Origin of the sequence: Amycolatopsis roodepoortensis (assembly GCF_014873915.1) — a bacterium.
Taxonomy (GTDB): Bacteria; Actinomycetota; Actinomycetes; order Mycobacteriales; family Pseudonocardiaceae; genus Amycolatopsis; species Amycolatopsis roodepoortensis.
Map to the genome: position 1 here is coordinate 1,209,060 of NZ_JADBEJ010000005.1, position 19,491 is coordinate 1,228,550.

General features: G+C 69.7%; 9 protein-coding genes. 3 read left to right on the forward strand and 6 right to left on the reverse strand.

Annotated elements, in window-relative coordinates:
- Positions 1 to 3 precede the first annotated feature (3 nt).
- The 3 genes from H4W30_RS25055 to H4W30_RS25065 all read left to right on the forward strand — a co-directional run bounded on the left by H4W30_RS25055 (position 4) and on the right by H4W30_RS25065 (position 9,981).
- Entirely contained in the window at positions 4 to 1,446 is a 1,443-nt protein-coding gene (locus H4W30_RS25055; protein WP_192745100.1) for a glycosyltransferase family 39 protein, read from the forward strand.
- 65 nt (positions 1,447 to 1,511) lie between these two features.
- Entirely contained in the window at positions 1,512 to 2,744 is a 1,233-nt protein-coding gene (locus H4W30_RS25060) for an HNH endonuclease signature motif containing protein (protein ID WP_404799922.1), read from the forward strand.
- Between the two features lie 1,747 nt (positions 2,745 to 4,491).
- Positions 4,492 to 9,981, forward strand: a complete 5,490-nt coding sequence (locus H4W30_RS25065) for an ATP-binding protein (protein ID WP_192745101.1) — start codon at positions 4,492 to 4,494, stop codon at positions 9,979 to 9,981.
- Positions 9,982 to 10,041: 60 nt separating this feature from the next.
- On the opposite strand, the gene H4W30_RS25070 is transcribed toward H4W30_RS25065, so the two are convergent.
- The 6 genes from H4W30_RS25070 to H4W30_RS25095 form a co-directional block, all read right to left on the reverse strand.
- Positions 10,042 to 10,587, reverse strand: coding sequence for a bifunctional nuclease family protein (locus H4W30_RS25070; protein ID WP_192745102.1), 546 nt, complete (start codon positions 10,585 to 10,587; stop codon positions 10,042 to 10,044).
- 23 nt (positions 10,588 to 10,610) lie between these two features.
- A complete protein-coding gene (gene ctaD, locus H4W30_RS25075) occupies positions 10,611 to 12,368 on the reverse strand; it encodes an aa3-type cytochrome oxidase subunit I (protein WP_225950223.1) in 1,758 nt (585 codons plus the stop codon).
- An 81-nt stretch (positions 12,369 to 12,449) separates the two neighbouring features.
- Positions 12,450 to 13,592 carry a glycosyltransferase gene (locus H4W30_RS25080; protein ID WP_192745104.1) on the reverse strand — a complete coding sequence of 381 codons (1,143 nt, stop codon included), beginning with the start codon at positions 13,590 to 13,592 and terminating at the stop codon, positions 12,450 to 12,452.
- A gap of 25 nt (positions 13,593 to 13,617) precedes the next feature.
- The gene (locus H4W30_RS25085; RefSeq protein WP_318780664.1) at positions 13,618 to 16,437 is read right to left on the reverse strand and encodes an acyltransferase domain-containing protein; all 2,820 of its coding nucleotides are present in this window, start codon (positions 16,435 to 16,437) and stop codon (positions 13,618 to 13,620) included.
- A 3-nt stretch (positions 16,438 to 16,440) separates the two neighbouring features.
- Complete coding sequence (locus H4W30_RS25090; RefSeq protein WP_318780665.1) at positions 16,441 to 17,997, reverse strand: SDR family NAD(P)-dependent oxidoreductase; 1,557 nt, start codon at positions 17,995 to 17,997, stop codon at positions 16,441 to 16,443.
- Positions 17,998 to 18,576: 579 nt separating this feature from the next.
- Positions 18,577 to 19,482: a LysR family transcriptional regulator gene (locus tag H4W30_RS25095; RefSeq protein WP_192745105.1), complete on the reverse strand. Its 906-nt coding sequence runs from the start codon at positions 19,480 to 19,482 to the stop codon at positions 18,577 to 18,579.
- Between the last annotated feature and the right edge of the window lie 9 nt (positions 19,483 to 19,491).

A 19,491-nucleotide genomic window follows, 5' to 3' on the forward strand; every position in this document is an offset into this window, starting at 1 on the left:
GCGATGGAGCGATTCGCTCGGGGTCCGGTCGGTCTGGTGGTCGCGATCCAGGTTCTGGTGCTGACCCTGTTGTCCGGCCGGTACGGCTTCCATCGGGACGAGCTGTACTTCCTCGCCGCGGGGAAACGGCTCGACTGGGGTTATGTCGATCAGCCTTCGCTGACCCCCTTGCTCGCGCGGATCTCCACCGACGTCTTCGGTGCCACTCCCGCGGGTCTGCGCGTGGTCGCGACGTTGTGCGCCGCCGCGACGGTGATCCTGCTGGCGCTGGTCGCGCGCGAGTTCGGTGGTGGGCGCGGCGCGCAGGTCCTCACCGCCGCGATGACCGCGCTGGCCGCGTTCGTCGTGGTCGACGGGCACATGCTCTCGACCGCGACCGTCGACATGCTGGTCTGGAGCGCACTGGGCCTGGTGACCCTGCGCCTGTTCCGCACCGGCGACGGACGATGGTGGCTCGCGGTCGGCGCCGTCGTCGGCGTCGGGCTGGAGGGCAAGTGGCTGGTCCTGCTGATGGTCGCCTCGATCGGCCTGGCGGTACTCGCCGTCGGCCCGCGGACGGTGTTCCGCACCGGCTGGCTTCCCGTCGGGATCCTGCTCGCGCTTCTACTGGCGGCACCGGGCCTGATCTGGCAGGCGGCGCACGATTTCCCTTTGCTGACCGTGGCTTCCGGTATCAGCGAGGACGACGGCGCGGAGAACCGGATCCTGTTCGTGCCGATGCAGCTGCTCTATCTCTCGCCCGTGGCGGTGCCGGTCTGGATCGCCGGCGGACTCAGGCTGTGGCGCGATCCTGGCCTGCGCTGGGCCCGCTCCCTGGCACTGGCCTATCCGGCGCTGTGCGTGATTTTGCTGGCGCTGGGCGGAAAACCGTACTACTCGGCGCCGTTCCTGTTGCTGCTCGCGGCCGCCGGCGCCGACCCCTGCCTGCGCTGGCTCGACCGGACTTGGCGCCGCGCCCTGGCCGTCTTCCTGGCTCTCGTGGGCGCGGCCGTGTCGCTCGTCGTCGGGCTGCCACTGCTGCCGGAGTCCGCGCTGGCGCCGGTACTGGCGGTGAACAAGGAGCAAGGCGAGCAGGTGGGGTGGCCGGAGCTGGCTTCTTCGGTCGCCCGGGTTTGGGAACGGATCCCGGCCGAGCAGCGCTCGACCGCGGTGATCTTCACGCGCAATTACGGGCAGGCGGGGGCTTTGGAGCATTACGGGCTTCCCTCGGTGTACTCAGGGCATATGTCCTATGCGGACTGGGGCCCTCCTTCGGCTGACGCTGTAGGCCCGGTGGTCGTCGTGGGACCGTATCTTCCGGCGTGGTTCACCGGATGTCACGAGGCGGCCGTGCACGACAACGGGCTCGGCGTGGAGAACGAGGAGCAAGGAGTGCGGATTTCCTTGTGTGCGGGGACTTCGCGGCCTTGGTCTGCGCTGTGGGGCGAATTGCGGCACTACTACTGATCGGATACCTGTTGCCACGTAAGGGAATTGGCCGTTTTGTCGGTGGTCGGTTGTAGCTTCGGTGTGTGGATACACGCAACGCCGTTGTGGCGGTACTCAAGGAAATCACGTCGGCTGATGTTTTGAAGGAGGTCAATGGTTTGCTGGATACGTTGGAGGACGACGATGCTGTCGCTGCCGCGGTTGCTGCGTCGGAGGGGATCGCGCGGTTGGAGGCGGTGCGGTTCCGGGCGTTGGCGCAACTGAGCCGTCACCGTGGCGGTGCTGGCAGTGTGGTGCAGGAGGTCGCGCTGGGGTTGTCTGTTGTGGACGGTCATGCCGTTGGGTTGGTGTCGACGGCGGAGGCGTTGACCACGCGGCTGCCGTGCACGTTGGGGTTGCTGGATCGGGGCAAGGTGGGTGGCTATGGGGCGATGAAGGTCGCCGCCGCGACCGCGTGGTTGTCCGATGACGATGCGCGTGCGGTGGACGCGGTTTCGGAGGATCGGTTGCCGGGGCGGAACTCGGAGCAGGTTCGGAAGGCGGCGAATCATGCGGCGATGATGGCCGACCGCGAGGGTGCCGCCCGGCGTGCGGAGCGGCATCGTGCCGGGCGGCGGTTGTCGATCCGCCACGGTGAGGCCGGGGTGGCGTCGATCGAGGTGGAGGACGGGCCGGTGGAGAAGGTCGCCGCCGCCTACACCCGGATCGATCGTGAAGCACGCGCTCTCAAGACCGGCGGCGAACCCCGCACCCTGGATCAGCTCCGCGCGGACGTGGCCCTTGATCTGTTGCTGGGTGGGCAGGGCGGGAGTGAACGGTCTGAGGTGTTCTTGTACATGGACTTGAACACCTATCTGGGGCTGAACGATGACCCTGCCGAACTCGCCGGCCACGGCCATGTTCCGGCCGCCCTGGCTCGGCATATCGCGTCTGGGGCGGACACGGTGTTGCGGCGGATCGTCACCGATCCGCTCTCCGGGCAGGTGCTGGATTTGGGGCGTGATCGGTATCGGCCTACTGCGGGGTTGGGGGAGTTCGTGCGGGTGCGGGATCGGGAATGCCGAAGACCCGGTTGCCATCTGGTCGCCCAGGCCTGCGATCTCGACCATGCGGTGCCGTGGCAGCACGGCGGCCACACCGCTGATACCGAGCTGATCGATCTGTGCCGTCGGGACCACCGGTTGAAGGATGAACCTGGCTGGGTCTACCGGCTTACCTCTGATGGCACTCTCACCATCACCACACCGACCGGGCAGAGCTACGACAGTGCGCCACCGCCACTGCACGAACCTCGTGCCGAGGAACCACCGTTCTGAACCGTCGCCGAAAACCGACCACGGTTGCCCGAGGGGCTGGATTCGTTACCGGAATCTGGCGACAGAACCAACACGGCGCACCCTGCGATGGCCTCTCACAGCTTGTGACTGCGCCCGTCGTACAGCTAGCGTCCGCCGCCCCTAGCCGCGCCCGGGCCTGGGGCCATTGCCGAAAGACGGCCACGGAACCAGAGATCGCGCACACCACGTAATGGCGCCCCATCGCTACGCCCGCTATACAACTATCGTCCGCGCCACTGAGACCGTCGCCGAAAACCGACCACGTCGCCCAGGTTTGCGATCGTTGCCGAAATTCGGCCACAGAACCAAGCACGGCACACCCTGTAATGGCCTCTCGCAGCTTGCGGCTGTGCCCGTCAGACAGCCAGCGTCCGCCCCTAGCCGCGTGCCCAATCCTGGGACCATTGCCAGAATCCGACCACGGAACCAGAGACGACGCACCACGTAATGGCGCCCATGACTACACCCGCTATACAACTATCGTCCGCGCCACTGAGACCGTCGCCGGAAAACGACCACGTCGCCCAGGTTCGCGATCGCTGCCGGAATCCGACGACAGAACCAACACGGCGCACCCTGTGATCACCTCTCACAGCTTGCGGCAGCGCCCGTCGTACAGCTAGCGTCCGCCGCCCCTAGCCGCGTGTCCAGGGCTGGGGCCATTGCCGGAATTCGGCCACGGAACCAAGCACGGCGCACCCCGTGATGGCGCCCCATGACTTACGCCCGCTATACAGCTATCGTCCGCGCCACTGAGACCGTCGCCGAAAACCGACCACGTCGCCCAGGTTCGCGATCGTTACCGGAATCCGACGACGGAGCCAAGCACGGCGCACCCCGTGATCACCTATCGCGGCTTGCGGATGTGCCCGTCAGACAGCCCGCGTCCGCCGCCCCCCAGCCGCGTACCCAGACCTGGGACCATTGCCAGAATCCGGCCACAGAACCAGAGGAGGCACACCACGTGATGGCGCCTCATGCCTACGCCCGCTATCGTCCGCACCCCTGAGACCGTCGCCGAAAACCGACCACGTCCCCCAGACCTGGGACCATTGCCGGAATCCGGCGACAGAGCCAGAGTCGATACACCATGCGGTGGCGTCTCGCGACCTGCGGCCGCGCCCGCGATACACCTAACTTCCGTCGCCGAAAAACGGCCACGGTCTGAAACCTTGCCAGAATCCGGCCAAAGACCGAAACACCACTCGATGACGTCTCACCCCACACAACCAGCCTCAGCCCGTCGCCGAAAGCCGACCACGCCCCCGAGCACCGCACCCCAGAGCAACCACCGTTGCCGAAAACCGGCCACAGCTCGATCGAGACCGCAACACAACCTGTCAGCACACTCGCCAACGCCGCCACACCCCGACCAAGCGCCCCAAGAACCAACCCCGGCACCCCCGCTCACCGAAACCGACCCACAAAGCCCCAGCCACGACCCACCGGAACATCCGCCGATGAAACCGGCGTGAACACCGGATGACACCTCGCCGACCCGGCTACCAAGCCCGACCCCCAGTTGTCCACTTCATCACGTCATCAGCCCCCTCTACTAGGTGTTCCAGGACACTTTTTGGCGGGTTCCTACAACACCCGGCCCTCGGCATGCGCCACCGGCGACATTCTCGTACCGGCCGGTAAGAGGCAGGCTGTTGGCAGGAACAGAAGACTGTCCCGCGCGTGATCCGGCGGGGCGGTGTCGCGCACTTGGGAGGCTCAGTCGGTGTTCAGTCGTGTCGCCATCGTCAACCGCGGAGAAGCCGCGATGCGGCTCATCCACGCCGTCCGCGAGCTTTCGGCGGAGACCGGACGGCGGATCGAGACCGTCGCGCTCTTCACGGACGCGGACCGGTCGGCGACGTTCGTGCGGGAAGCCGACATCAGCTACAACCTCGGCCCCGCGTCGGCGCGTCCGTATCTGGATTTCGCCGTGCTGGAGCGGGCGTTGACCGAGACCGGGGCCGACGCGGCCTGGGTCGGCTGGGGGTTCGTGGCCGAGGATCCGGCCTTCGCCGAGCTGTGTGAGCGGCTGGGCGTCACCTTCATCGGACCGAGCGCGGACGCCATGCGCAAGCTCGGTGACAAGATCGGCGCGAAGCTGATCGCCGAGGAGGTCGGCGTCCCGGTCGCCCCGTGGAGCCGCGGCGCCGTCGCGGACCTCGACGCCGCCATCAAGGCCGCCGACGAGATCGGCTACCCGCTGATGCTCAAGGCGACCGCGGGCGGCGGTGGCCGCGGTATCCGCGTCATCACCTCCGCCGACGAGCTCGAGGACGCTTACGAGCGCACCAGTCTGGAGGCCGAGCGCGCCTTCGGCAGCGGCGTCGTCTTTCTGGAGCGCCTGGTCACCGGCGCCCGGCACGTCGAGGTCCAGGTCATCGCCGACGGCCAGGGCACCGCGTGGGCGCTCGGCGTCCGCGACTGTTCGGTGCAGCGCCGCAACCAGAAGATCATCGAGGAGTCCGCCTCCCCGGTGCTGGCACCCGAGCAGGCCGACGAGCTGAAGCGGTCCGCCGAGCGGCTCGCGCTCGCGGTCGGCTACCGCGGCGCCGGCACGGTCGAGTTCCTCTACCACCCCGGCGACAAGCTGTTCGCGTTCCTCGAGGTCAACACCCGCCTGCAGGTCGAGCACCCGATCACCGAGCTGACCACCGGCATGGACCTGGTCAAGGCCCAGCTGCACGTCGCTTCCGGCGGCAAGCTCGACGGCGTCCAGCCCCCCGAGTTCGGTCACGCCGTCGAGGCGCGGCTCAACGCCGAGGACCCGGACCGCGACTTCGCACCGTCGCCCGGCCGTATCGCGCGCCTGGACCTGCCCGCCGGCCCCGGTATCCGGGTCGACACGGGAGTCAGCGAAGGCGACACGATCCCGGCCGACTTCGACTCGATGATCGCGAAGATCATCGCCTACGGCCGCGACCGTGACGAGGCGCTCGGCCGTCTGCGCCGCGCGATGGCCCAGACCACGGTCATCATCGAGGGCGGCGCGACCAACAAGAGCTTCGTCCTCGACCTGCTCGACCAGCCCGAGGTGATCGACGGCAGCGCCGACACCGGCTGGATCGACCGCGTCCGCGGCGAAGGCAAGCTGGTCACCCACCGCCACTCGGCGATCGCGCTCGCGGCCGCCGCGATCGAGGCGTACGAGGACGAGGAAGCCGTTGAACGCCAACGGCTGCTCTCCACCGCGCACGGTGGCCGCCCGCAGGTCCAGCACGAGAGCGGCCGTCCGCTCGACCTCAAACTGCGCGGCGCCGCGTACCGCGTGAGCGTCGCCAGGATCGGCCACCGCCGGTTCCGCGTCGGTGTCTCGGCGGGCGGCGGCGAGATCCACCCCGCCGACGTCGAGGTCGACCGGTTCGACGAGCACACCGGCCAGATCACCGTCAACGGCACCCGGTTCCGCCTGGTCACCGGCACGCACGGGCCGATCCACCTGGTCGAGGTCGACGGCGTCACCCACCGGATCAGCCGGGACGAGGGCGGCGTCGTCCGCTCCCCCGCGCCCGCGCTCGTCGTCGCGACCCCGCTGGAGGTCGGCGCGGAGGTCGAGGCGGGCGCGCCCGTGCTGGTGCTGGAAAGCATGAAGATGGAGACGGTGCTCCGCGCACCGTTCCGCGCGAAGCTGCGCGAGTGCGTCGTCTCGGTCGGCAGCCAGGTCGAGACCGGCGCTCCCCTGCTGCGGCTCGAGCCGCTGGCGGAGGAAGGCGCCGAGGTCGCCGAAGACACCGGCAGTGTCGAGATCGAATTGCCCGCGGAACCGGACGACACCTCGGCCGCGCAGCGGATCACGCGGGGCCAGCAGGATCTGCGCAGTCTCCTGCTCGGCTTCGACGTGGACCCGCACGACGAGCGCCGCACGCTCAGCACGTACCTCGCCGCCCGCGCCGAACTGGAGGGCAACGGCGACCGCCCGCTGGAGGGCGAGGTCGAACTGCTGACCGTGTTCGCGGACCTCTCCGAGCTGATGCGCAACAAGCCCGCGCGCGAAGACACCAAGACGGACACCCGGGTGCACAGCTCCCGCGAGTTCTTCCACACCTATCTGCAGAGCCTCGACGTCGAACGCGCCGGGCTGTCGGAGTCGTTCCAGAACAAGCTCAAGAAGGTGCTGTCGCACTACGGCATCGACGACCTGGAGCGCACGCCGGAGCTGGAAGAGGCGGTCTTCCGCATCTTCCTCGCCCAGCAGCGGACCTCGTCCGACGTCGCGGTCGTCACCGCGCTGCTGCGGCAGTGGCTCACCGAGCCGCAGCCGTTCGAGTCGATGCGCGAGCCCGCGGGTAAGGCGCTGGAGGCGCTCATCGCCGCCACGCAGCTCCGGTTCCCGGTGGTCGGCGACCTGGCGCGCAGCGTCGTGTTCCGCTGGTTCGCCCAGCCGCTGCTCCGCCGGACCCGCGCCGAGGCGTACAGCGAGGTCCGCAAACACCTGCGGCACCTCGACCTGCACCCGGATTCTCCGGACCGCGCCGAGCGGATCGCGAGCATGCTGGCCAGCGCGCAGCCGCTGGTCCGCCTGCTCGGGCAGCGGATCGGCCGCCCCGGCACCGATCACGGCCCGCTTTTGGAAGTCCTGAGCCGTCGCTACTACGGCAACCGCGCGCTCACCGATGTCCAGCAGGTGACCGTCGGCGGCTGCACCTTCGTCACCGGTGACTACGCCGACGCGAACGAGCGGTTCCACATGGTCACCACCGCCGTCGACCGCGCCGGTCTGCCCGGCGCGGTCAAGGCGGTCGCCGACCTCGCCGCGCAGCTGCCCGCCGACACCGACGTCGAGGCGGACCTCTACCTGACCTGGGACGACGAGTCCGCCGACGACGACACGATGGCGGCCGGGCTGCGCGAGGTCCTCACGGCCGAGTCGCTGCCGAGCCGCGTCCGGCGGATCACCACCACCGTCGCCGGGCACGGCGGCGCGGTGATGCACCACCACTTCACCTTCCGCCCGTCCTCGACCGGGTTCAGCGAAGAGCGGCTGATCCGCGGCCTCCACCCGCTGATCGCCCAGCGGATGCAGCTGCAGCGGCTGGCGAACTTCGACCTCACCCGGCTGCCGTCGGGTGACGAGGACGTCTACCTGTTCAAGTGCGTTTCGCCGATGAACCCGTCGGACCAGCGGCTGGTCGCGCTCGCCCAGGTCCGCGACCTGACCCCGTTGCGGGACAACGACGGCAAGCTGCTGGCCCTGCCCGCGGTCGAAGGGACGCTGGCGGGCTGCCTCGACGCGATCCGCGAGGTGCAGGCGAAGCTTCCGCCGAGGAAACGCTTCGACACCAACCGGATCATGCTGTACGTGTGGCCGACCAGCGAGCTCACCGGCGAGGAGCTGGACACCGTCGCCCAGCGTGTGCAGCCGTCGACGGCGGGCGCGGGTCTCGAAGAGGTCCAGTTCCTCGGCAGGCAGCGCGACCGCGCGACCGGTGAGGTCAAAGAGGTCGCCGTGCGGATCGGTTACGACGTGAGCGGCGGCGTGCAGATGTCGCTGTCCGAGCCCACCACCGAGCCCATCCTGCCGCTCGACGACTACCGCCAGAACGTCCTGCGCGCCCGTCGCCGCGACACGGTGTACCCGTACGAGCTGACCGAGATGCTCGGCTCGTTCACCGAGTACGACATGGACGACACGAACACCCTCGTCCCGGTCGACCGGAAGAAGGGCCGCAACAAGGCGGCGATCGTCGCCGGCGTGGTCACCACGCCGACCGAACGGTACCCCGAAGGCGTCAAGCGCGTGGTGCTGCTCGGCGACCCGACGAAGGCCCTCGGCGCGCTGTCGGAGCCGGAGTGCTCGCGGGTGATCGCGGCACTGGACCTCGCCGAGCGACTGCGGGTCCCGCTGGAGTGGTACGCGCTCTCGGCGGGTGCCCGGATCTCGATGGAGTCCGGTACCGAGAACATGGACTGGGTCGCGGCCGCCCTCAAGCGGATCGTGCACTTCACCCAGAACGGCGGCGAGATCAACATCGTCGTGGCCGGGATCAACGTCGGCGCCCAGCCGTACTGGAACGCCGAAGCGACGATGCTCATGCACACCAAGGGAATCCTGGTGATGACGCCGGATTCCGCGATGGTGCTGACCGGCAAGCAGTCGCTCGACTTCTCCGGTGGCGTGTCAGCGGAGGACAACTTCGGCATCGGCGGCTACGACCGCGTGATGGGCCCGAACGGCCAGGCGCAGTACTGGGCGCCGAACCTCGCCGCGGCGCGTGACGTGCTGATGTCGCACTACGACCACACCTACGTGGCGCCGGGCGAGCCCGGCCCCCGCAAGGCGGTCACGAACGACCCGATCGACCGGGACATCTCGTCGTTCCCGCACGCGGCCGTCGACAGCGACTTCACCACGGTGGGCCAGATCTTCTCGCGGGAGGCCAACCCGGACCGCAAGAAGCCGTTCGACATCCGCACCGTGATGCGCGCGCTGTCGGACCAGGACCACCCGGTGCTGGAGCGCTGGCCGGGCATGGCGGACGCGGAGACCGCGGCCGTGCAGGACGTGCACCTCGGCGGGCGGCCGGTCTGCCTGCTCGGGATCGAGTCGCGTTCGGTGCCGCGCCGCGGCTTCCCGCCCACCGACGGCCCGGACACCTACACCGCGGGCACGCTGTTCCCGCGGTCGTCGAAGAAGGCGGCGCGGGCGATCAACGCGGCCAGCGGCAACCGGCCGCTGGTGGTGCTGGCGAACCTGTCCGGCTTCGACGGCTCGCCGGAGTCGATGCGGAAGCTCCAGCTGGAGTACGGCGCGGAGATCGGCCGGGCGATCGTCAACTTCGAGGGCCCGATCGTGTTCACCGTGATCTCGCGGTACCACGGCGGCGCGTTCGTGGTCTTCTCTAAGGCGTTGAACCCGAACATGACGGTGCTGGCGCTGGAAGGCTCGTTCGCCTCGGTGCTCGGCGGCGCGCCCGCCGCGGCGGTCGTGTTCGCGGGTGAGGTCAACGCGCGGACGGCGGCGGATCCGCGGGTGCGGTCGCTCAACGAGAAGCTCAGCGGGGCGACCGGTGCCGAGCGCGCCGCGCTGGCGGCGGAACTGGCGGAACTCCAGTCGTCGGTGCGGTCCGAGAAGCTGGGCGCGGTCGCGGCCGAGTTCGACGGCGTGCACAGCATCGAGCGCGCGGTGAAGGTCGGTTCGGTGGACGCGATCATCAGCGCCGCCGAGATGCGGCCGCGCATCATCGAGGCGATCGAGCAGGGCTTGGCCAAGCAGTAACGCTCACCCGCGATGAAGGGGCCTTTCCTAGCGAAATTCGCTGGGAAAGGCCCCTTCATCTCACGGGCGGGAGGGCGGATCGGGCGGCAGCTCTCCGAAGTCCTCCGGCGCGATCTTGTCCAGAGCCTCCCGGAACTCCTCGACCGCCCGTTCCTGCGCGACCGGATCCGACGGCACCGCGGGCAGTTCCGCGTCCGGCCCGGAACCGACGATCTCGACCCGCACGGAGGCGACCTCCAGTACCGCGTCGGCCACCTCGATCCCGACCCCGGCGCGCAAGCCGATGGCGACCGCGTCGCTCGGCCGCGCCGAGACGCGGATACCGGAATCGAGCACCAGGTCGGCGAAGAAGATGCCGTCCCGCAGTGCGGTGACCTGCACGCCGGTGACCCGGTGCCCGAACGACTCGACCACCTGGCCGATCAGTTCGATCGTGCCCGGCCGCGGCAGCCGGATCTGCTCCTGCGCGAGCGCCACCGCGCTCGCTTCGGGGCCGCCGATCGTGATCGCCAGCCAGCGGCGTTCGCCCTCCCGCTCCCGCAGCAACATCACCGGTGCCGCTTCCGGGGCCAGGACTGCCATCCCTTCGACATCCATGGGGATCATGCGCGGTACCTCATTCCCTCGCCTCAGGCGGTGTCGTCGTCCTTCAGTGCCTTGTCCGCCACCACTTCCGACGGGGTGGCCTGGTCTCGGCGCTGGAACGGGGTCGTATGCCCCTCGGCGCGCAGCCTCGGGATCATGTGGGGGTAGTGGAGTTCGAACGCCGGGCGTTCGGATCGGATCCTCGGGAGATCGAGGAAGTTGTGCCGGGGTGGCGGACACGTCGTCGCCCATTCCAGGGAATTCCCGTGTCCCCATGGATCGTCCACCTCGACGACCTCCCCGAACCGGTAGCTGCGGACGACGTTCCACAGGAATGGCAGCACCGAAGCGCCGAGCAGGAAGGAACCGATCGTGGAGATCGTGTGCAGCAAGGTGAAACCGTCGGTGCTCAGGTAGTCGGCGTAGCGGCGCGGCATTCCTTCGTTGCCGAGCCAGTGCTGTACGAGGAACGTCGTGTGGAAGCCGATGAACGTGGTCCAGAAATGGAGCTTCGCGAGCCGCTCGTCGAGCATCCGCCCGGTCATCTTGGGGAACCAGAAGTAGATCCCGGCGAAGGTGGCGAACACGATGGTGCCGAACAGCACGTAGTGGAAATGCGCCACCACGAAGTAGCTGTCGTGGATGTGGAAGTCCAGCGGCGGCGCGGCCAGGATGATCCCGGTCAGCCCGCCGAGCAGGAACGTCACCATGAACCCGATCGACCACAGCATCGGCGACTCGAAGGTGAGCTGCCCCTTCCACATGGTGCCGATCCAGTTGAAGAACTTGATCCCGGTCGGCACCGCGATGAGGAAGGTCATGATGGAGAAGAACGGCAACAGCACCGCGCCGGTGGCGAACATGTGGTGCGCCCACACGGCGAAGGACAGGGCGGTGATCGCGATCGTCGCGAACACCATGAGCTTGTAGCCGAAGAGCGGTTTCCGGCTGAACACCGGGACGATCTCGGTGATGATGCCGAAATACGGCAACGCGACGATGTACACCTCGGGATGGCCGAAGAACCAGAACAGGTGCTGGAACAGGATCGCCCCGCCGTTGGCCGGATCGAACACGTGCGCGCCGAGGCGCCGGTCGGCCATCAGCCCGAACAGGGCCGCGGTGAGGATCGGGAAGACCGCCAGGATCAGGATCGTGGTGAACAGGATGTTCCAGGTGAACAGCGGCAACCGCCACATGGTCATCCCGGGCGCGCGCAGGCAGAGGATCGTGGTGACCATGTTGACCGCGCCGAGGATCGTCCCGAGCCCGGAGACGATCAGGCCCATGATCACCAGGTCGGCGCCGACGCCCGGGGTGTGCGCGGCGTTGGACAGCGGCGTGTACATCGTCCACCCGAAGTCGGGCGCCCCGCTCGGCGTGAGGAACGCGCTGAGCGTCATCAGCCCGCCGAAGAGATACAGCCAGTAGGAGAACGCGTTCAGCCGCGGGAAGGCCACGTCCGGTGACCCGATCTGCAGCGGCAGGATGTAGTTGGCGAAGGCGAAGAGATTCGGTGTCGCGTACAGCAGCAGCATGATGAGGCCGTGCATGGTGAACAGCTGGTTGTACTGCTCCTGCGAGAGGAACTGCATCCCCGGCCTGCCCAGTTCGCCGCGCATCAGCAGCGCCATGAACCCGCCGATGAGGAAGAACGCGAACGAGGTGCTCAGGTAGAGCACGCCGATCGTCTTGTGGTCGGTGGTGCGGACGATGTTGAGGAACACGCTGCCCTTGGGCGCCCGGCGCCGCCCGCCGAAACGGACGGCCTCCGGGCGGGGCGAGGTCTTCACCGCGGTCATGGCGACTCCCAGCACGAGGACGCACCTTCTGAAGGCTGGTACCCCTCCAGGAGAGTCCCTACACGCGGGCTTTTCAAGAGGCTAGCCGAGTAGCTTCTCCAGGTGGTCCGCCGCCGCGGCGGCCCCGCCCGCCGACCGGAACGAGGCACCCACCTTTTCCGCGGCCGACCGGTACCCCGGATCGTCCAGCACCCTGGTCACCGCGGCCGCGATCCGGTCCGGTGCCACGCGGCCGGACCGCAGCCGGACGCCGGCGCCCGCGTCGACGACCTGCCCGGCGACGATCGGCTGGTCGTCCCGGATCGGCGCGATCACGAGCGGCACCCCGTGCCACAGGCTTTCGCAGACGGTGTCGTACCCGCCGTGGCAGACCACGGCGTCCACGTGTGCCAGAAGCGCCATCCGGGGCACGTGGGGCACCACGAGCACCTTGTCCCCCACCGGCCCCACGGCGCCGCCGGGGTCGGCGATGACGGTCTGGATCCCGCCGATCCGGGAGAGCCCGCGTGCCGCCGAGCGGAGGAAGTCTCCGGCGGCGTCGGCGTCGGTGGTCCCGAGGGTGACGAACACGGTCGGCACCGCCGGGTCGAGCCGGTCCCACGGGAAGTCGCAGGTGGGCGCTCGGCCGCCGATGGCCGGGCCGACCAGCCGGACCTGGTGCGGCAGCGTGGCCGGGCCGAGCAGTTCGCGGGTGGTGAAGGCGAGCACGCCGTGCGGGGACATCCTCGGGTCGGCGGGCCCGCCGTCGATCCGCGTGCGCAGCGCGTCGAGCAGTTCGTCGAGCCGGGCCGCTGCCTTCGGCATCCCGGCCAGGGGATCGACGAGTTCCGCGGACGTCGTCGCGGAGGTGACCCACGGCAGGCCGAGCCCGTCGGCGACGAGGCCGCCCGCGACGGCCTGCCGGTCGGCGACCACGACCTGCGGGCGGAACCGGCCGATCGCGGCGCGGACGCCGGGCGCCATCGCCTCGGCCAGCGGGATCAGGAACTCCTCCCACCGGAGCCGGTACGCCGCCGGTGCCTCGATGCTCGCGTCGCGTTCGGGCGGGCGGCGCGGGACGGCGCACGGGAACACGTCGGCGCCGTCGCCGGCGAGCCGCCGGATGATCTCCGGCCGTCCCGCCCAGGCGACCTGGTGACCGCGCGCGGTGAGGGCGGCCGTGACCCCGACAGCGGGGTTCACGTGCCCGGTCAGCGGCGGCACGACGAAGAGGTATCTGCCCACTCAGGCCGCCGTTTCGCACGGGTGTTCAGTGGTCATCGTTCTCCGTCCAAGCCACGACGTAATCCTTCGCCGGGGTGGTGATCGTGGTGTGCCACACCGGATACCGGGTACCGCTCACCGCCACGGTGAGCCGCCCGTCGTCCACGCCGACGACGGTGAAACCGCGCGGGCCGGCGCGGAGCCGTTTCGCGACGGCCTCCTTCGCGGCCCGGAATCTGGTGGACCACAAGGCTTCCGGTTCACCGAGCAGTGCTCGTTCCACCTCGCCGAGGGCGGCGCTCGTGCGGTCTTCGACAGCTTCGACGTCGATGCCGCACGGCCCTCGGCGGGCGATGGCGACGCCGAGCGCGTCCCGGTGGGCGATCGAGACGGTGAGCTCCGGCAGCGTCCTTCCGTAGGCGCCCGAAACTTCCGGTGCTCCCGAGGAGTCGTTGCCGACGCGGAGCTCGGCGGGGAAGATGTCGCCCGCACCGTCCGTCCACAAGAGACGGCGGACGGCGTCCTTCGCCGCGATGCGGCCGAGCAGCCAGCCCCGTCTCCGGGGCGGCGGCTGGTCGGCGTAGGCCTGTCTTTCCTCACCGGCCAGCACGTTCCGCATGATCAGCTCGCGCGTCGCCGGATCCGGCCACTGCTCGCGGACCAGCGCCCAGCCGCCGGGCCGTTCTTCCGACAGCGTGGCGCGTTCGGGCCGTCGGTCCATCGCCCGGATCACCGGATTGCTGTCGAAGCGGCGATCGCGCCAGCCCTCGATCTCGGCCCAGACCCGGCCGCCGCCACGGATCAGCTGGACGTCGGCTTCGAGTTCCGCGTCGGTCACCGACACGACGTGGACGACGCAGTCGACCCGGTCGCCGGGTAACGGATGCTCGCCGTAGAACCGGATCCGCCGCATCCCCACCGGGAACACCGTGGTGCGGGCGGGCAGCCGCGACATGATCCAGTACCCGAGCAGCTGCCCGGCGTTGTCCAGCAGCGCCCCCGGCGCCTCCGGGGTCCGCAGCACGCCGCGCACGTGCCGGTCCCCCACCGCGACCAGTTCCTCGACGCCCTGGAACTTCGGCCCGTGGAACATCCAGCGATCGGTGTACAGCTGCTCGGCGCGCAGGTCCGGGGTCCGTTCCCGTTCGGCCGGGAAGGTCCAGGCCCCGGGTGGATCGGCCGGGAACCCGGCGTCCAGGTCGATGACGGCCCTGGAGTAATCGCCCAGGCAAACGCCGACCCGGGAGGCGCCTTGCGGCACCACGGTCACCGGGACGTCCAGCGCGGGGATCGCGGCGATCCACTGGTTCAGCCGGACGTCCTCCAGCGCCACCGCGCGCCTGCCCGGCGCGGCCTGTTCGGCGAAGTCCGTCAGGTGCCCGATCACCGTGGTGGCGGGCACGACCGGCCACGAGTCGGCGGGATCCGCGCCGGGCGGCTGCTTGAAGAAGCAGTGGTCGAGCAGATAAGGCATCGTCTCGACGGAGACGCGGAGTTCGGTGCGCAACGGCCGCGCCCGGGGCGCCGACCTGGCGGCGAACGGTTCGGCCGCCAGGCCGGCGGTGTCGGCCGGCAACCCGGAGAATCCGGCTGCCAGCGGGTCCCGTTGTCCGATCCGGTCCAAAGTGGACGAATTGACCCCCGGCGGCCGGAAGCCGCGCCGGGCACCCTCGTCGAGCGACACCAGCCCGCCGCCGAGGTCCAGCCGGATCGTCCTGCCGCGGTTCACTCCGCCTTGGCCCGGCAGGAGTTCGAACGCCGGATCGGCACCGTCGGCCCACAACGCCGTCACCACCCGCAGCAGTTGCGGGAGCCCGGGCCGGTGCGCGGAATGCGCGGCGACGACGAGATGTTCGCGGTCGTGCAGGGTGTTCCCGATCAGCGACCCGAGCTGTCCCGCGCCCGTCTGCACGAACGCGCGGAAGCCCGCCGCGTACATGTTCTCGACGAGGACACGGAACCGTACCGGCTCCAGCAGATGCCGCACGAACAGTTCCCGCACGTCGCTGTCCGAGGTCGGGTAGTGCCGCCCTGTCGTGGCCGACCAGACGGGAAGTTTCGCCGGGTGCGACGTACAGCGCTCGGCCGCCTCACGGATCGGGCCGAGATACGGCTCGATCATCGGGCTGTGGAAACCGGACCGGAACGGCAGCACCTGCGAGATCACGCCGTCGGCGCGGAATCCGCGCACGAATTCCTCGACGGCCTCCGCCGGCCCGCAGATCATCGACTGGTTCGGCGCGTTGTCGTGCGAAAGGACCACTTCAGACTGTCCTTCGAGGACTTCGAGAACCGCCGACGACGAAGCGCCGATCACCGCGAAGACCAGCCCCGGCACCTTGAGCGCGCCGGGATCGCAGCCCGCCAGGAACGAGTCGGCCTCCGCGCCGGAGTGGATCCCGGCGACGGCCATGGCGGTCCACTCCCCCAGGCAGTGCCCGGCGAGCGCGTCCGGGGCCACGCGCAGGACGCGTAACGCCTTGTCGAGAAGCCTGCCCAGCTGGAACACGCCCTTGCCGTACCTGCCGGCGTCGACGCCGAAATGCCGGGCGACGTCCTCGGCGTGCGGCTCGGACTCGTTCTCCAGCCCGGGGAAGACGAACGCGAGCTTGCCGCCGCCCGCGCCGAGCAGCGGTTCCGGGACGAACCAGAGATCGTTGCGGCCGCGCCAGGGTCTGCCCTTCGCGACCACCTTCCTGGCCAGGTTCAGCCGTTTGGGTGTCGGGTCGACGAGGCCGAGCCGGACCCGGCCGCGGCCGGTGTCACTCTCGGCCAGGACGTCGTCGTGATCGAGCAGGCAGCCCATCTCGGCGACGGTCGGCGCCGAGAGCCGCAGGACACGTTCGGGCTCGGAGACCTCGGCCACCCGTCACCACCCCGAGGCGGTGTAGGTGACGGCCGTGAGGCGCTCGTCGCCCCACGCCAGTTCGCGGAGCAGGCTCGACGCGCCTTCCTCGGGGTCGATCCCGCGCCGGCCGGTGGCCGCCCACGGTCCCCAGTGGACGGTGAGCCCGCGTCGTCCGTACACAGTGGACCAACGGTGGCCCAGCGCCTCCAGCGCGTCGTTCGCGGCCGCGTAGTCGGACTGGCCCCGGTTCCCCAGTGCCGCGGCGACACTGCCGAACAGGACGGCGAACTTCGGCGCCTCCGGCAGCCCACCCACCGCCGCGAGCAAGGTGCTCGCCCCTTCGACCTTGGTGGCGAAGACGCGGTCGAACGACGCCGGGTCCTTCTCCGCGATCAGCTCGTCCTCGATGACGCCGGCCGCGTAGACGATGCCGTCGAGCCGTCCGTGTTCGGCGTGGATCTCCTTGACCGCGCGATGCACGGCTTCCGCGTCGAGGACGTCCACCGAGTGGTAGCGCACCGGGCTGCCGAGGTCGCCGATCCGCCGCAGCGTCCCGCGGACCTCGCGTTCGGCCTCGATGAGCCGGAGGGTGCGCTCGATCTCGGCCGGTTTCGTCAACCCGCTCCCGATCAGGGCCGCCCGCAGTTCTTCCGTCGTCGTGGCGATGGCGATCACCGGTTCTTCACCGTCGATGGGCACGGCGGTGCGGCCGAACAGTTCGAGGCGGCAGCGCGACGCCGAGGCGAGCGTGGTGGCCAGCCGGGCGGCGATGCCTTCGGCGCCACCGACGAGGAGGACGACCGAATCGGCGTCCAGGCCCAGCGCCTCGGCTTCCGCCGCCCTGTCACCCGCCGGGCCAGCGCCTGTGCCCCCGAGGCCTACCTCCGTCAGCCGCAGGCCACGCCGTGCGCCGTCGCGGCGGACGACGACCGGCTCCCAGTCCCCGGCGGACAGCTCCGCGAGCAGGGTCTCCACCTGTTCGTCCACAGTGGATTCGGGTCGCTGCTCCACCACCCGGGCGACCGTGTCCGGGTACTCCTTCGCCACCGTCCGGAAGAAGCCGCGGGCACCGTCGGCGGGCCCGTTCGCGATGAGCCAGCGCGGCCCACCCGCCAGAACCGCCTGATACAGCGGGAAGTCGTCGGGGAACGACGGGGACAGGTGGAAAACGCCGTCTGCGCCGTGCCGCGGCACGCACTGGACCAGCTCGGTTTCGGCGCCGTACCCGGCGAGCCGGGCGGTGAGCATCTCGGCGACCTGACCTTCACCGACGACGGCGAAACGGAGCCCGGCCAGTTCCTCGTCGACGGGGACGGCGTCGGCCAGGTCGAATTCCCGCATCAGGTAGCGTTTCGGCGGCGCCACGACGGCGTCGGGCTCCTCGGCCCGTTTGATCGAGTCGGCTTCCAGGTCCAGATCCGGCTCGGGAGGGGCGACGGACGCGGGTGGCCGCACGCCGGGATCGGCACCGAGGTAGCCGAGCAGGACGTCCCGTTGCGCGGCGATCATCTCGCGGCTGGTGCGGAGGAACTCCGAGATGAGCGCCTCACCGCCGTCGGTGCCGGGCCGGGAAGTCACGATCGCCTCCGTGGGGATTCGCTGGGTTGGGTGTGGTGTGGTGTGGACGAGGTGGCCGTCGCCGGTCCAGCCCGCCTTCGAGCGCGACCGTCCGATGTGGATGGTCGATGGGCACGGCACCGGCGAGCCGGGTGGCGACCAGTCCGCCGTACCGGTCGGCGTCGAGGCATCGGCGCCGAGAAACGACTTACCCACGGGAAGCCTCCGGCACACGGAAGAGTGACTTGGTCACCGGGCGTACTTAAACGCAGGCGGGGCCTTACGTCAATACTCGACAGTAGGGTTTCCGGTCACAGGAACCGGATGGCGGAACGCCGACCTGCGAAACGCGAAGAACGTCGCGGAAATTTAGCGTTCCGGATACACCGGAGACGTCCGTGCGACCCGGTTTCCCCACAGTGGCAACGAAGAACGGCCGATACGCCATCCGGAGCTGTTACCCGGAGTCCACCATTCCGCTTTCATCGGACCACCGGGAATGGTGGCCCGTACCTATTTCCGGAAATCGACGGCGATTCGTCCTATCGTCGGTAGCACGCCGATGACGGATTCGGTATCACGCGAAGAACGTGAAAGGACTCAGCGGGATTTCGCATTCCGGACCGCGATGCCCAGCAGTTCCGCGGCCGGGCCGGCGAGCCGCCGCCCGGCGGGCCACACCGCGCGCAGTTCCCGGCCGAAATCGACGCCGTCCACCGGGACCGGGACGAGCCTGCCTTCCGCGACGTCCCGGACGATGGCGAGTTCACTGATCACCGCCGGACCGGCGCCCGCGATCACGGCGTTGCCGACCGCGGAGGCGGACCCCAGTTCCAGCAACGGTTTCGCCGGGCCGACACCGGCCTTGCGCAACGCGGCGTCCACGGTCTCCCTGGTCCCGGAACCCGGTTCGCGGACCACGAGCGGCGTGATCGCCAGTTCGGCCGCGGTCACGGGCCGGCGCTTGCGCGTCCACGGATGCCCCGCGGGCACGACGAGGACCAGATGGTCGGTGGCCACCCGCCGGGACGAAAGGCCGGGCAGCGAACCGGGCGACTCGACGAACCCGAGGTCGACCTTGCCCTCCCGCACCAGTTCGGCGGCCTGGTCGGAGTTGGTGACCTCCAGCCCGAGGTAGAGCCCGGGGTCGCCGCGTTTGAGCTCGCCGATCCAGCCCGGCACCAGATACTCGGCCAAGGTCATGCTCGCGGCGACCCTCAGCTGTGCCTCGTGCTGGGTGCGCAGGGCTTCGGCGCCGTCGAGCAGGCCGTCGAGCTCGGACAGCACGCGGTGCGCCCAGCCGGCGATGACCCGGCCGTCGGGGGTGAGCGCGGAGCCGCGCCGCGTACGGTCGACCAGCACCAGCCCCAGCCTTCGCTCGACTGTGGACAGTCGTTTGCTCGCCGACGGCTGCGCGATCCCGAGGCTGGCCGCGGCCTGCCCGATACTGCCGAGCTCGTCCACGAGCACCAGCAGGCGCAGGGAGTCCAGATCGGGTGTGGTCATAGCCCAAGT

Excerpts from the sequence above, each read along its gene's own strand:
- H4W30_RS25055 (WP_192745100.1), top strand. The coding sequence starts at position 4 with ATGGAGCGATTCGCTCGGGGTCCGGTCGGTCTGGTGGTCGCGATCCAG.
- H4W30_RS25070 (WP_192745102.1), bottom strand. The coding sequence starts at position 10,587 with ATGATCCCCATGGATGTCGAAGGGATGGCAGTCCTGGCCCCGGAAGCG.
- ctaD (WP_225950223.1), bottom strand. The coding sequence starts at position 12,368 with ATGACCGCGGTGAAGACCTCGCCCCGCCCGGAGGCCGTCCGTTTCGGC.
- H4W30_RS25095 (WP_192745105.1), bottom strand. The coding sequence starts at position 19,482 with ATGACCACACCCGATCTGGACTCCCTGCGCCTGCTGGTGCTCGTGGAC.